Source organism: Haloarcula ordinaria, assembly GCF_029338275.1.
Classification (GTDB): domain Archaea; phylum Halobacteriota; class Halobacteria; order Halobacteriales; family Haloarculaceae; genus Haloarcula; species Haloarcula ordinaria.
In genome coordinates this window covers 1,313,947-1,326,504 of sequence record NZ_CP119789.1, presented here as the reverse complement: position 1 = coordinate 1,326,504, position 12,558 = coordinate 1,313,947, and the positions used below count along the sequence as shown (strand labels likewise).

The 12,558-nt window shown below is 64.9% G+C and carries 12 protein-coding genes; 4 read left to right on the top strand and 8 right to left on the bottom strand.

Features of this window, described 5'->3' with window-relative positions; genetic code table 11:
• Positions 1–27: 27 nt before the first annotated feature.
• The 4 genes from P1L41_RS07000 to P1L41_RS06985 all read right to left on the bottom strand — a co-directional run bounded on the left by P1L41_RS07000 (position 28) and on the right by P1L41_RS06985 (position 4,611).
• Positions 28–1,191, bottom strand: a complete 1,164-nt coding sequence (locus tag P1L41_RS07000) for an ABC transporter ATP-binding protein (RefSeq protein ID WP_276298147.1) — start codon at positions 1,189–1,191, stop codon at positions 28–30.
• Between the two features lie 91 nt (positions 1,192–1,282).
• A complete protein-coding gene (locus tag P1L41_RS06995) occupies positions 1,283–2,158 on the bottom strand; it encodes a carbohydrate ABC transporter permease (protein ID WP_276298146.1) in 876 nt (291 codons plus the stop codon).
• Positions 2,158–3,090, bottom strand: coding sequence for a carbohydrate ABC transporter permease (locus P1L41_RS06990; protein WP_276298145.1), 933 nt, complete (start codon positions 3,088–3,090; stop codon positions 2,158–2,160). Before P1L41_RS06990 ends, P1L41_RS06995 begins: the two co-directional genes overlap by 1 nt.
• 42 nt (positions 3,091–3,132) lie before the next feature.
• Positions 3,133–4,611, bottom strand: a complete 1,479-nt coding sequence (locus tag P1L41_RS06985) for an extracellular solute-binding protein (RefSeq protein ID WP_276298144.1) — start codon at positions 4,609–4,611, stop codon at positions 3,133–3,135.
• Between the two features lie 447 nt (positions 4,612–5,058).
• Between P1L41_RS06985 and P1L41_RS06980 the strand changes: the two genes are divergently transcribed.
• Both P1L41_RS06980 and P1L41_RS06975 read left to right on the top strand, forming a co-directional pair.
• Complete coding sequence (locus tag P1L41_RS06980) at positions 5,059–6,090, top strand: zinc-dependent alcohol dehydrogenase family protein (protein ID WP_276298143.1); 1,032 nt, start codon at positions 5,059–5,061, stop codon at positions 6,088–6,090.
• Positions 6,091–6,374: 284 nt separating this feature from the next.
• A complete protein-coding gene (locus P1L41_RS06975) occupies positions 6,375–7,148 on the top strand; it encodes an IclR family transcriptional regulator (protein ID WP_276298142.1) in 774 nt (257 codons plus the stop codon).
• Between the two features lie 259 nt (positions 7,149–7,407).
• Here the strand turns inward: P1L41_RS06975 and P1L41_RS06970 are convergent, their stop codons facing one another.
• Genes P1L41_RS06970 through P1L41_RS06960 form a run of 3 tightly spaced genes read right to left on the bottom strand, consistent with a single transcriptional unit; the run spans position 7,408 to position 10,166 of the window.
• A complete protein-coding gene (locus P1L41_RS06970; RefSeq protein ID WP_276298443.1) occupies positions 7,408–8,451 on the bottom strand; it encodes a Brp/Blh family beta-carotene 15,15'-dioxygenase in 1,044 nt (347 codons plus the stop codon).
• Entirely contained in the window at positions 8,448–9,173 is a 726-nt protein-coding gene (locus tag P1L41_RS06965) for a lycopene cyclase domain-containing protein (RefSeq protein ID WP_276298141.1), read from the bottom strand. The genes P1L41_RS06970 and P1L41_RS06965 overlap by 4 nt, the downstream gene beginning before the upstream one ends.
• Positions 9,174–9,194: 21 nt before the next feature.
• Positions 9,195–10,166: a phytoene/squalene synthase family protein gene (locus P1L41_RS06960; RefSeq protein WP_276298140.1), complete on the bottom strand. Its 972-nt coding sequence runs from the start codon at positions 10,164–10,166 to the stop codon at positions 9,195–9,197.
• 355 nt (positions 10,167–10,521) lie between these two features.
• Here P1L41_RS06960 and P1L41_RS06955 point away from each other — a divergent pair, with 355 nt between their 5' ends.
• Positions 10,522–10,800 carry a DUF7562 family protein gene (locus tag P1L41_RS06955; RefSeq protein ID WP_276298139.1) on the top strand — a complete coding sequence of 93 codons (279 nt, stop codon included), beginning with the start codon at positions 10,522–10,524 and terminating at the stop codon, positions 10,798–10,800.
• A 54-nt stretch (positions 10,801–10,854) separates the two neighbouring features.
• The gene (locus P1L41_RS06950) at positions 10,855–12,171 is read left to right on the top strand and encodes an RNB domain-containing ribonuclease (RefSeq protein ID WP_276298138.1); all 1,317 of its coding nucleotides are present in this window, start codon (positions 10,855–10,857) and stop codon (positions 12,169–12,171) included.
• Between the two features lie 7 nt (positions 12,172–12,178).
• Here the strand turns inward: P1L41_RS06950 and P1L41_RS06945 are convergent, their stop codons facing one another.
• Complete coding sequence (locus P1L41_RS06945) at positions 12,179–12,535, bottom strand: winged helix-turn-helix transcriptional regulator (protein WP_276298137.1); 357 nt, start codon at positions 12,533–12,535, stop codon at positions 12,179–12,181.
• Positions 12,536–12,558: the final 23 nt, after the last annotated feature.

Here is a 12,558-nt window from a genome sequence, read left to right as displayed (position 1 = left end):
AGACGGTAGTGAGAAAGGCGAGGGCGCTCAGCTGTTGACGGTCTGCATCCGCTCTTCGAGGGCGACCTCCGCCTGCTCGTCGAGCTGGCGCTGGTGGATGGTCTCGCCGGTCTCCGCGTCGAACAGGTGGACGTCTTCGGACGGGATGTCGACGTAGACCGACTGTTCCTCGGAGATGGGGCGCTGCCCGTCCGTCTCGACGATGAACGTCTGGTCGTGGTCCTGGTTGGTCGGTTGCAGGTAGACGTAGGAGATGCTCCCCATCGGTTCGACGACGTCGACGACGGCCTCGAACTCGGTGCCGACGGTCGGTTCGTCGTGCAGGGTGATGTCCTCCGGCCGGACGCCGAGGACGAGTTCGCTCCGGTCGCCGACGGACGTCTGCATCCGGTCGGTCAGGTCGAAGTCGAACCCGTCGGTACGGAACGTGCCGCCCTCGACGTGCCCGTCGAAGAAGTTCATCGACGGCGAGCCGAGGAAGCCGGCGACGAACTGGTTGGACGGCCGGTAGAAACACTCCAGAGGCGTCCCGACCTGCTGGATCTCCCCGTAGTTGAGGATGACCAGTCGGTCGCCCATCGTCATCGCCTCCGTCTGGTCGTGCGTGACGTAGAGCGTCGTGACGTCGAGGTCGTTCTGGAGCCGGTTGATCTCCGTGCGCATCTCCGCCCGGAGCTTCGCGTCCAGGTTACTGAGCGGTTCGTCCATCAGGAACACGTTCGGGTCCCTGACGATGGCGCGACCGAGCGCCACCCGCTGTTGCTGGCCGCCCGACAGCTCGCCGGGTCGGTTGTCCAGCAGCGGGCCGATGCCCATCATCTCGGCGGCTTCCGTCACCTGTCGCTCGATCTCGTCGTCGGAGAGGTCCGTCGACATCTTCAGCCCGAAGGACATGTTCTCCTCGACGGTCATGTTCGGGTACAGCGCGTAGTTCTGGAACACCATCGCGATGTCCCGGGCGCGCGGTCCCAGCTGATTGACGACGGTGTCACCGATCATGATGTCGCCCTCGGACTGGGACTCGAGCCCAGCGACGATGCGCATGAGCGTCGACTTCCCACTGCCCGACGGGCCGACGAAGACGATGAACTCGCCGTCTTTCATGTTGAGCGAGACGTCGTCGACCGCGACGACCGAGTCCTCGCCCTCTCCGAACCGTTTCGTTACGTCGTCTATCGTGATACGAGCCATTATCGTGCCTCCGTTGTGCAGCTACCTGAATGTACCCCTGCTGCGAGGGTGTGGTTTGCGAGCGAGACCTGCCGTCCGTCTGGAATCGTGCTCATTCTTTGATCACCACACCGAAGCTGAGACCCGCAGCGAGATACTTGTTGACCGCGACCAGGAAGATTGCCACGGGGATAATCATCGACATCGACGCGGCCGCCAGCATCGACCACTCGATGGATCGAGAGCCGATGAAGGAGTAGACGAACAGCGTCACCGGCACTGCCTCGAAACTCGTCAGCACGAGCCCGAACAGCAGCTCGATCCACGCGAAGATGAAGCTGATGATGGCGACCGAGAAGATCCCGGGCTTGGCGGCCGGTAAGACGACCTTGCGGAAGCCCTGGAACTGGGTCGCCCCGTCGACGCGTGCGGCCTCCTCCAGCGTCTCGGGGATGCCGTCGAAGAACGCCTTCATCACCCAGACGACCAGCGAGAGGTTGATGCTGATGTACATCAGCACCATCCCGATGCGCGTGTCGAAGAGGTTGAGCTCCCGGAAGATGATGAAGAAGGGGAGCACGACGGCGATCGGCGGGAGCATCCGCGAGGAGAGGATCCACACGAGCACGTCCCGCTCCATCGGGATGTCGTACCGCGAGAGGACGTACGCGGCGGGCACGCCGATGAGCAAGACGAGGATGACCGACGCCCCGACCATGAGCAGACTGTTGAGGAACGCCCCGACGAAGTCCGACTGCTGGACGAGCTCGAGGTAGTTGTACACCGTCGGCAGGAAGATCCAGTCCGGCGGGAGCGAGTTCGCTTGCCCCGGCGGTTTCAGCGACATGGACGCCAGCCAGTACAGCGGGAACAGCACGACGAACGACCACGTCAGGAGGACGGCGTGCCGAGCGACCTTCACGAGCGTCTCCCGCGTGTCCTTATCGAGTCGCTGTTCCGAGCCGGGTTCGACGTCTGACGTCGCCATCAGTCCCACACCCCCTCGAAGCCGACCTTCGCGATGACGATGTTCGCGATGGCGATGACGAAGACCAGGTAGACGACTGCGATGGCAGCCGCGACGTTAATCTGGTTGTTGATGAACATCTGTTCGTAGATGTTGATACTCACCAGCTGGGTCGCCGTCCCTGGACCGCCCTGGGTCAGGCCGTACACCACGCCGAACGTCCGGAACAGGTCGATCATCCGGATGAGGGTGGCGACGAACACCACCGGCTTGATGTACGGGATGATGACGTGGACGTAGCGCCGCCACAGCGGCGCACCGTCGACCCGCGACGCCTCGACGAGCGTGTCGGGCACCGACGAGAGGCCGGCGTAGAAGATGATGAACATGAACGGCGTCCAGTTCCACGTATCAAGCAGGATGACAGTCAGCAGCGGTAGGTCCGAGAGGAACGCCGGCGCGGCGAACGGCGTCGCCGCGTTGATGACGTACGGGATGATTCCGACCTCGGTGTTCAGCATGAGTCGTCCGATCGTCGCGAGCGAGACGGGCGCGACTGCCATCGGCAGGATGAACAGGACCCGGTAGAACGACTTCAGCCGGTTGGATTCGACGCCGGCGACGAACGCCGCCAGGAAGAATCCGAGGACGCTCTCGAGGAGCAGCGCGCTGATGACCACGGTGACCGTGATGACGAACGAGTGGAACGCGCCCCCGCGGGTGAACGCGGTCCGGAAGTTGTCGAGGCCGGCGAACTCGGCCGCGAAGATGTTCAGCGAGGGCTCCTCGATCAGCGAGAGGTACAGGTCGTAGGCACCGGGGAAGAAGGTGATGCTCACCATCACCAGCACCATCGGTGCGATGAACCAGTACGGGAGATACTCGTTCCACAGGTCGCTGAGTCTGGCGAGCCCTTTTGTGTTGCTTGTTTCTGTTTGTGTTGGTGTGCTCATGGGATTGTGGGAAAAATTGACCGAGCGGTCTGTCGCCTGGCCTTAGCCGCTGTAGATGTCTTCGGCGGCCGCCGCGGCGTCCATCATCGCAGTCTCGGCGTCTTTCTGGCCGGCGATGGCTCGCTGCAGTTCCTCGGAGTAGCGCTGCCCCCATTCGGGGTACTTGCGGTCGAATGGGTCAGGCGCTGAGACCCGGAGCGATTCGAGCGAGACCGTCGCGTAGTCCTCGCCGACCTTCGAGATGTAGTCCTCGTTCTCCCAGGTGGACTCACGCACCGAGAACACACCGCTGCTCTCCGTGTTGATCCAGAGGTCGGTCGGTGGCGAGGTCGCCCACTGCATGAACAGGAACGCCTGCTCGGAGTTGCTGGCGTTCGTCGACGTGGAGATCTGCCAGTTGAACGCGTTCGGTGCCAGCTCGCCGCCCTCCGGCTTAGGCACCTTCGCGATCCGGACGGTGTCCTGGACGGCGGACTCGTCGTTGGTGAGGCCGCCCCAGAACATGTTGGCGTCTGCGACGATGTGACCGGTCTGGCCTTCCGCCATCGCGGCCTGGACGTCGGACCAGGTCTGGGTCGACGCGCCGTCGGGTCCGTAGTCCTGCAGCAGGCTCGAATAGTACTCGGCCGCCTCGATGACGCCCTCGGTGTCGAGCCCGGAGTCGTTCGGGAAGTCGGTCCAGAGGCTGGTCCCCTTCTGGCGGAGGAGCGTGTTCAGGATGTAGATGTTCATCCCGTAGCCCTTCTGCCCACGACCGGACGTCCCGGCGACGTCTTCGTTCTCGTGGAGGACCTGCGCGTTCTGACGGTGCTGTTCCCACGTCTCGGCGACCTCCAGGTCGTGCTTGTCGTAGAGGTCCTGGCGGTAGAACTGGGTCTGGACCTCGACCGTGATGGGGAGGCCAGTCCAGTTGTCGCTGTAGCCACCACCGTGGGCCTGCCAGCGGGACGACTCGAAGAGGTCGTTGGGCTGGTAGAAGTTCTCGTCGTAGAGGCTCTCGTCCTCGAAGTAGGGGTCGAGCGGCTGGAGCCAGCCTTCCTCACGGAACTGGTTGACGACCTGGTCCATGAAGAACACGTCGAACTGTCCCGCACCGGTGCTCGCGTCGGTCTGTCGCTTGGTCCGGAACTGGTTCTCAGGCAGGATGTTCCACTGGACGTCGATGCCGGTCAGTTCCTCGAACACCGGGATGGCCGGCCGAATCGCCGACACCCACGGGTGCTGGACGGCACCGATGTTGATCGTGTCGCCCTCGAACTGGCGCCAGTCGATGTCGGCGCTGTCGTACTCGCTCAGTGGGATGACGAGTTCGTCCTCGGAGCTCCCGTCGCCCGAGCCACCGTCACCGGTCGAGCCACCGTCGCCCGAGCCACCGTCGCCCGAGCCACCGTCGCCCGAGCCGCCACCCGAGCCACCGTCACTGCCACCATCTGAGCCGCCTCGCGTACAGCCAGCGAGGCCGGCCGCGATTCCGACACCTGTCGCTTTCAGAAACTTCCGCCTGTTGGAATTGCTTGGCATGCTTCAGTTGCCTCAATCGTAGCACATTGTTCATAGATAATAAAGGTACTCCCTTCTATCTAGATAGTGGTCACGTTCGCGCCGAGTGCGCCCAAGCGTCGAAACGTACGGTAGAGGCAGTCTAGATGGCCAACACAGGGTGTAGAAGGTGGCGCTATCGGTGCTCCACGCCCGCGGGCAATCGAGTGTTCCAGCGCTTCGAGCCCCACCACTGCCGCCACGGCGGTGGAAAGTTTTTAATAGACCCTCATACAAATCCGGAACGAAGCAGGCCGAGAGACCAGTGGCCACAGACGCGCGGCGACCAGCGAGGAACGGTCACTGGTGGGCCTCCGGTCGCCTCCAGTCGGCCTACCACCAGTCAGAGACAATGACACGGAACGAACTTCAGCCAGACCAGTATCGCACAGCCACTACAATCGGGCGCGCCCGGGGGGGCGCCGACTGATGCGCGTCGCCGCGCTGACGGGCGTCGGGGAGATCGAGGTGCAGGAGCGCGACCGCCCCACGCCCGAGCCCGACGAGGTGCTCGTCGAGGTCGGTGCCTGCAGCGTCTGCATGACCGACTACCACATGTATCACGGCACCTTCCCTGTCGACCCGCCGGTGGTGCCGGGCCACGAGAGTGCGGGGACCGTCGCCGACGTCGGTGCCGACGTCGACAGCGTGGAGGTCGGCGACCGCGTCGCCGTCAACCCGACCGTCCCCTGTAACGTGTGTTCGTACTGCAAGCAGGGGGATACGAACCTCTGTGTGAGCAGTACGAGTATCGGCGGGGCAGCCGAGACGGTCCGCGACGGCGCCTTCGCCGAATACGTCCGGGTCCCGGAGATGTGTGTCGAGGACATCGGCGACCTCCCCTTCGAGCACGCCGCGCTGGCCGAGCCCCTGGCGTGCTGTGTCCACGGCGTCGAGGTGGCCGACCTCACACCGGGTGACAGCGTCGCCATCATCGGTGCGGGTCCCATCGGCCTCCTGCTCCTCCAGTCGTTCCGCAACGCGGGCGCGGGCCCCATCGTGGTCTCGGAACTGGACGACGAACGACGGGCGCTCGCAGCCGAGCTCGGCGCGGACGCGGTCGTCGACCCGAACGAGGTGGACCCGGAGACGGCGATCCCCGAGGCCGCCGGCGGGAAGGTCGACGTCGGCGCCGAGGCCATCGGTCTCGTGCCGACAATCGAGCAGGCAAACGCCGTCACTGCCAACGGGGGAACCACGCTCATCTTCGGCGTCCCCAGCCAGGACGCGACGCTGGAGGTCAGCCCCTTCGACATATTCTTCAACGAGGTCGACTACCGCGGCTCGTTCGCGCTGAACACCGACGACTTCCAGCGGGCCATCGACATGCTGCAGACCGGCCGAATCGACGCCGATAGCGTCATCACCGAGCACATCGACCTGGAGGACCTCCCCAACGCGTTCAAGCGCATGGGAGACGCCGAGGGACTGAAGAAGATCGTCGACCCGAGTCCGAGCTGACCCGAACATCCCGCCGTACGACGCTATCCGCACGGGACGACGCTCGAACGATCGCAACGGATTCTGCATGGTGGACGACGAGTGAGCGACGTGGCCACCCCGGACCCCAACCCAGCCGTTCTCCAGAGAAGAACGATATTATTTCAGTACAGTTCGGTGGGGGAACATACTGTATTGTGCCTGGTTATTAATGATATATGTGAACATGGCACGTGTACACACGGCCAGTTTGTTCTTCTCTAACGAACAGAGTTTTGAGGGTTCGAGCCGTACGTGCTGAAAGCATGCCCGACGACCCGGACTACACCATCGACGCGACGGAAACCTCGCTCGACCTGTTCGAGACGCTCGTCGAGTCACCCGAACCGATGGGCGTGACGGCACTCGCCGACAGCCTGGGTGTCTCGAAGAGCGTGGTCCACAACCATCTCTCGACGCTCCGGGCGCGGAACTACGTCAGCAAGCACGGGGCGAAGTACGCGCCGTCGCTGTGCACGCTGTACCCCGGGGCGAAGACACTCCAGGGGCTGCCCGTGTACACCGCGGCCAAGCGCCATCTCGACAACCTCGCGTCGGCGTCCGGAGAGACGGCGGTGTTGTTCGTCCTCGAAGAATCCGTCGGCGTGCCCGCGTACATCGCCGAGGCGTTGGGCGGGTGGTCACCTCGCTACGTGGCCGGCGAGCGGCTCCCGCTCCACGTGAACGCGCCCGGGAAGGCGATGCTCTCGGCACTCTCGGCGGACCGTCTCGACGAGGTCCTGGACGACCGCGACCTCGTCGCACCGACCAGCGCAACCATCACCGACCCTGCGGAACTGAAACGGACGCTCCGCGGTGTCCGCGACGAGGGAGTTGCGTTCTGCAGAGGAGAACAGTTCGAGAGCATCGTCGGCGTCGCTGCGCCGGTGACGGCCGACGAAGAGGGTCGGATGGCCGCACTGGGCGTCTGTGGTCCGGTAGACAGGCTTCACGGCCGGTATCTGGAGGAGGACATCACCGGACAGGTCCTGAGTACGGCGAAGGCGATACAGGTCGAGCTGACGGGCCAGAACAAATAACAAATGTACACAAGTTAGGATTGTGATTCGCCTGGGAACATAGATACTCGTATCGAAGTATAATTATGGAGGATGTATCAGCCAATCACCGGCAATCCATCCACGTTATAACTTTCTCTCATATATTAGGCATAGTTGGACTTGTTTATCCATTTTAATCTACGTTTTTCGTATTTTTGACTCTAATATTTCGCTATTGGGCCTATATTGCTCTTCACGTGGTTTTGTGGAGCTATTTCGATATGAAATTGGGGCTGAATCAACCACCTTCCGTCCAGATACCCTGTTCGACGTCCATCAGCGAGACCACCGCGACGTGAGGGAGCGTGACAACCGCGATGAACACGAGGTAGAGCCCGACCCACTCCGGGACCGTCTGCGGGGGAGTCGGGACGAGCACGGCGAGGCCGACGAGCAGCGCGAGCGACACGAGGGTGAGCGGGGTGGCGTCGCGGGCAAACGCTACGAGCGCGCGCGTCGGATTCCGGTTACGGAGCGCCGTCCCGGCGCGGTCGTCGACCAGTAACAGGCGCGCGACGTGACGGAGCGAGTGCCAGAGACAGAAGTAGACGCCGATAGCGAGCACCGGCGGCACGAGCGCGAAGTACGCGACGAGTCCCAGCGTCTCGCCCGCGTCGACCAGCCACGGCCCGCGGTCGTCGGCGCGAGCGTAGCCGACCGCCAGCGTCGCGACCAGTACTGTGCCGTACGCGGCGGCGAGGGCCACGCGAGCGTCAGTCCGGAAGGCGACGTCGAGCGCCGCCGTCGCGCCGGGGACGAACAGGCCGACGAGGTCGGTGGCCACCCGCCGGTACCACGCCGGGAAGGCGAGCAACGGGACCAGCATCGGGAGCCCGCCCCGGACGACGACGGTGCCGACGCGCTGCGCGGTCGACCGGATATGGTCGGCGTCGGCGAGCGCGACCAGCGAGAACAGGTCCCCCTGTCCCCAGTGTGCCCAGGTCAGGGCGATGAACAGCACGAAGGCGGCCGCCGGCGCGAGGAACCAGAGCACGGCGTACGCGCCACCCAACACGGCGTAGAGGGCGACGACGCGAGCGATGGCACGCCAGGTCGGGGTCTGTCCGCGGGCGCGCGCGACCGCGAGGTGGTCTACCGCCCCGTGGGGGAGGCCAAAGACGACGACGCTGAGGACGAGCGGGACGTACTGGAGCGACGGCGAGAGCGACGCGCCAGCCAGGAAGAGTCCCGCGAGCACCAGCGAGGCGACCCACGACGGGACCAGGACGACACGGCGAAGCGTCTCGCGGGCGGGCTGTGCGACGAGCGAGCGGTCGGTCATTGCCATCGGTCTAGCACCCAGACGTAGAGGACGAGCCCCTGGACGACGAACAGCGACGTCAAGAGGAAGAAGACGGCCTCTTCGATCGGGAGCCCCAGCAGCGGGATCTCGAGTCCGAGCGTGTGCTGCTTCGAGAGCACCCAGATACCCAGCCAGATGGCGACGGTGTCGGCGACCCAGAGGTATCCCACCGGGACGAGCGTCCCGACGGCGACGGTCCGCCAGTGCGCGACGAGGAAGGGCCACCCGAACGCCCACTGGATGGCGAGGACCGGGGCGCTCCAGGCCAACAGCAGGCCGAGATACAGCCCACCGGGACGGGTCAGGAGCGCGAGCCCCGAGAGTCCAACGAGAGCGGCGACCACCGCACCGACCAGCCGCGTTCGGATCGGGATGGCGAGTGGCCGCGAGGTGTCGACACTGAAGCGGCCGACCCACAGCCCCACGATGAGCGGCTGGAGGACGAAAAAGAGGTACTCGCCGAGCGGAATCGCGGCGAAACGGGTGAAGACGCGCCCCTCGCCGTACCACCAGGCCCCACGGAGGATGAGGTAGCGGTCCCAGGGCGTGGTGTACACTGCGGCCAGGAGCGCCAGGAGGAGGGTCCCTGAGATGACGGCACGGCGGCTCGCGAGCCGATAGCGAGCCGCGACCAACAGTCCCACGAGCACGGGGAGGATGAACACCGCGTGAAACTGGAGGTAGGTGAGTGGATACTGCATCGCCCGTGGGAGCGACGGCGGTCAGCCGCGCCAGGCGGGCTGGCCGTGACCAGTCACCTCGGCCGAGACGGTGCTCGGCCGGCGTTCGGAGACGGCGCTGACGGCGTAGAACGTCGCCTCGGGGTCACCGTTCCGCCGCCAGTGCCACCAGGTGCGGACCAGGAGCCAGAGGCGGCGCCGGCGGGTCAGCTCCGGCGTCTCGGTCAGGACGTCGTAGCCTCGCGAGCGGATGAGCCGGTGGTGTTCGGCGTAGAGCACGGCGGCCAACAGGACGCCGAACTGACAGTCCTCGGGGAGATAGCGGATGCCGACGACGCCCTCGCGGTAGAGGTCGTCGGTCCGGGCGAGCTCCTCCTGCATGACCGCGCGGAACGATTCGTCGACCTCCGCGTCGGCCAGCTGTTCCTCGGTCACGCCGTGGCGGTCCAGCGTCTCCTGAGGGAGGTAGACGCGGCCGTAGTCGTGGATGTCCTCGCGGACGTCGCGGAGGAAGTTCGAGAGCTGGAAGGCCTCGGCGAGTGCGGCGGCGTGCGGGCGCGCCTCCTCGGCCTGGTCCGGGTCCATCACCGTCGTCATCATGTTCCCGACGGCGACGGCCGACCCGCGCATGTACTCCCGGAGGTCCTCGAAAGAGTCGTAGCGGGCCTGGGCGATGTCCATCTCCATGGCGTCGATGAAGACGTTGATCTCGTCGTCGGAGATGTCGTGTTCGGCGGCGAGTTCCTGGAAGGCGGCCATGACCGCGCCGTCGTCCGAGTCCTCCGGTTCGCGGTTCCCGAGCGCCATCTCGCGGAACTCTTCGAGCCGGTCGTGCTGGACCGCCGGGGGCGGCCCGTCGGGCTGGTCGACGATCTCGTCGGCCACGCGGAAGAAGGCGTACATCACGTATGTCGGGTGGCGGATACGCTTCGGCAGGAGCCGCGTGGCGAGGTGGAACGTCCGACCGGTCTGTCGCTGAATCGATTTACTGGTCGTGATGTTGTCAGATTTCATTGAATGTGGGCGGCAAGTCAATCAGAGATGATGCGGGGTGAGTCTGAGTCATAGTCGTGGAGTGTCCCGTTGCAGTCGGGCGACGAGCGGGCCCACGAGCGACACGGCCGTCGTGCGGCGGACGGTCGCCCTTCCGAGGCCACTTGACTCCCGAATCACACGTCATTCGGTCGATACAAGGAGCCCTACGACTTTAACCTGTGTACCCAACCAAGTTAGGCACCGGCTCCGTCATCCCGTTTTTCCACGTACGCCGACCGCTGTGCCCAGTTGTCTGAAGACGGGCGACACCTACGGAAGCCCGGTCGTCTCGGGGGTGGAAAACCCTATAATCCACGCACTGTTACGACCGTATATGTTCGGTTCCCGGACCCGCCGGGAGACGGTGACCTGTATCGCCTGCGGGGATACCGTCTCGCGGTCCGACGCCCGCGAGTACGACAAGTACGGCGACCGGTGGGACCGGACCGACAAGGAGTTCGAGTACGTCTGCAAGGACTGTTTCGGCGACCTCTGTCGCCAGCCCCGGAAGGGACTGGAACGCACGCTCGACGAGGCCGGAGCCGGTGAAGCCGACCGGGAGACGTTTCTGGCGCGGTTCCGGGAACTGTCAGAGGACCGCCGCCTGGAGTGAGTTCGAGCCGCGCGGCCCGACAGTCCTAACTACACCCTGGTCGTAGCCCGCCCCATGACTACCGAGGACGCGCAGGCGGAGGCCGGGACCGCCGAAGGGCAGGGCCCCGTCGAGATCGACGAGGAGATGGCCCGCCACCTGGCCAACAAGCGCGACGAGCTGTTCGAGAAGTTCGGCATCCGCGACGAGTTCCCGCCCGAAGTGCTCGAAGAGGCCGAAGCACGGACCGACGGCGTCCACGCGGAGATTCAAGACGAGATCGACGAGCGGGCGGACCTCCGGGAGATGACCACCTGGACGACCGACCCGATCGACGCCCAGGACTTCGACGACGCCATCTCCGTCGAGGAGCGCGACGACGAGTACGTCCTCTGGGTCCACATCGCCGACGTCACCCACTACGTCAACCCGGACACCGCGATGTGGGCCGAGGCCGTCGAGCGTGGGAACACGGTGTACCTCCCGGCGTACACCATCCACATGCTCCCGCCCGTGCTGGCCGAGACGGTCTGTTCGCTGGTCCCCAACGAGGAGCGACTCGCCCACACCGTCGAGATGCACCTCGACAAGGAGAACCTGAGCTACGAGGAGATAGACATCTACAAGTCGGTCATCGAGAGCGACGCCCGCCTGACCTACTCCCAGGCCGAGACGCTGCTCGAAGACCCCGACAGCGCCGACGACCTGCTAGAGGACCAGAGCGTCGACCTGGCGGAGAAGACCGAGCTCGTCTGGGAGCTGGCCGACCGGATGCACGAACAACGAAAGGAAGACGGCTCGCTCGTCCTCAACCCGGCTCGCGACCGCGCCCACACCATCATCGAGGAGTGCATGCTCAAAGCGAACAAGGCCGTCACCCACGAGCTGATGTGGGACCGCGGGGTCGAGGCGATGTACCGCGTCCACCCGCAACCGAGCCCGGAGGAGTGGGACGAAGCGCTCGTCGAGATTCAGGAGCTCGACGGCGTCTCCATCCCGGGGTCGACCTGGGACGACCCGCGCAAGGCCGTCAACGCCACCCTCGAACAGGCGCCCCAGCGCCAGCTGAACAAGATCCAGTGGGCCGTGATGAAGGTGATGCCGCGCGCGAAGTACATGAACGACCCCTTCGGCGGTCACCACGCGCTGAACTTCGAGATATACGGTCACTTCACCTCACCCATCCGCCGCCTCTCGGACCTCATCAACCACTGGATCGTCTACACCAACGACGTCCCCGAGGACCTCGTGGCACTCTGTGACCGCGCGAGCGACCGGCAGAAAGACGCCGAGCAGTGCGAACGCGAGTACAAGCAGTTCTTAGAGGAGGTCGGCCTCGACCCGTCGGCGGTGAACAACCGCGGCCTCGAGGTCGTCGACGACGAGGAGTGAGCGAAGCTCAGGACCGATCCGGAAGGTCCTCGGAGAGGTGTTCGCGGCTCCACGCCCGGAGGTCCTCGATGACCGATTCGAGGTCCTCGCCGGCGGTCGTCAGCGAGTACTCGACGCGGACCGGCTTGTCGTCGATGACCTCCCGCGTGACCAGGCCGACCGACTGGAGGTCGTCGAGACAGTCCGAGAGCACCTTATCCGAGATACCGTCGAGGGCTCCCTTCAGGTCGTTGAATCCGCGCCGGCCGTCGGCCAACAGGGTGGATATGACGACCGGGTGCCACTTTTTCCCGACGATCTCCGTCGCACGGCGGAGGTCCCGCCGTTCGCCCGAAGCCTGCAACACGTCTGCCTCTGATGCCATATTTCGGTATCGAGAAGCGGGCA

Bases quoted from the DNA above. Each gene is read 5' to 3' on its own strand.
- P1L41_RS07000 (WP_276298147.1), bottom strand. From the start codon at position 1,191: ATGGCTCGTATCACGATAGACGACGTAACGAAACGGTTCGGAGAGGGC.
- P1L41_RS06995 (WP_276298146.1), bottom strand. From the start codon at position 2,158: ATGGCGACGTCAGACGTCGAACCCGGCTCGGAACAGCGACTCGATAAG.
- P1L41_RS06990 (WP_276298145.1), bottom strand. From the start codon at position 3,090: ATGAGCACACCAACACAAACAGAAACAAGCAACACAAAAGGGCTCGCC.
- P1L41_RS06985 (WP_276298144.1), bottom strand. From the start codon at position 4,611: ATGCCAAGCAATTCCAACAGGCGGAAGTTTCTGAAAGCGACAGGTGTC.
- P1L41_RS06980 (WP_276298143.1), top strand. From the start codon at position 5,059: ATGCGCGTCGCCGCGCTGACGGGCGTCGGGGAGATCGAGGTGCAGGAG.
- P1L41_RS06975 (WP_276298142.1), top strand. From the start codon at position 6,375: ATGCCCGACGACCCGGACTACACCATCGACGCGACGGAAACCTCGCTC.
- P1L41_RS06970 (WP_276298443.1), bottom strand. From the start codon at position 8,451: ATGACCGACCGCTCGCTCGTCGCACAGCCCGCCCGCGAGACGCTTCGC.
- P1L41_RS06965 (WP_276298141.1), bottom strand. From the start codon at position 9,173: ATGCAGTATCCACTCACCTACCTCCAGTTTCACGCGGTGTTCATCCTC.
- P1L41_RS06960 (WP_276298140.1), bottom strand. From the start codon at position 10,166: ATGAAATCTGACAACATCACGACCAGTAAATCGATTCAGCGACAGACC.
- P1L41_RS06955 (WP_276298139.1), top strand. From the start codon at position 10,522: ATGTTCGGTTCCCGGACCCGCCGGGAGACGGTGACCTGTATCGCCTGC.
- P1L41_RS06950 (WP_276298138.1), top strand. From the start codon at position 10,855: ATGACTACCGAGGACGCGCAGGCGGAGGCCGGGACCGCCGAAGGGCAG.
- P1L41_RS06945 (WP_276298137.1), bottom strand. From the start codon at position 12,535: ATGGCATCAGAGGCAGACGTGTTGCAGGCTTCGGGCGAACGGCGGGAC.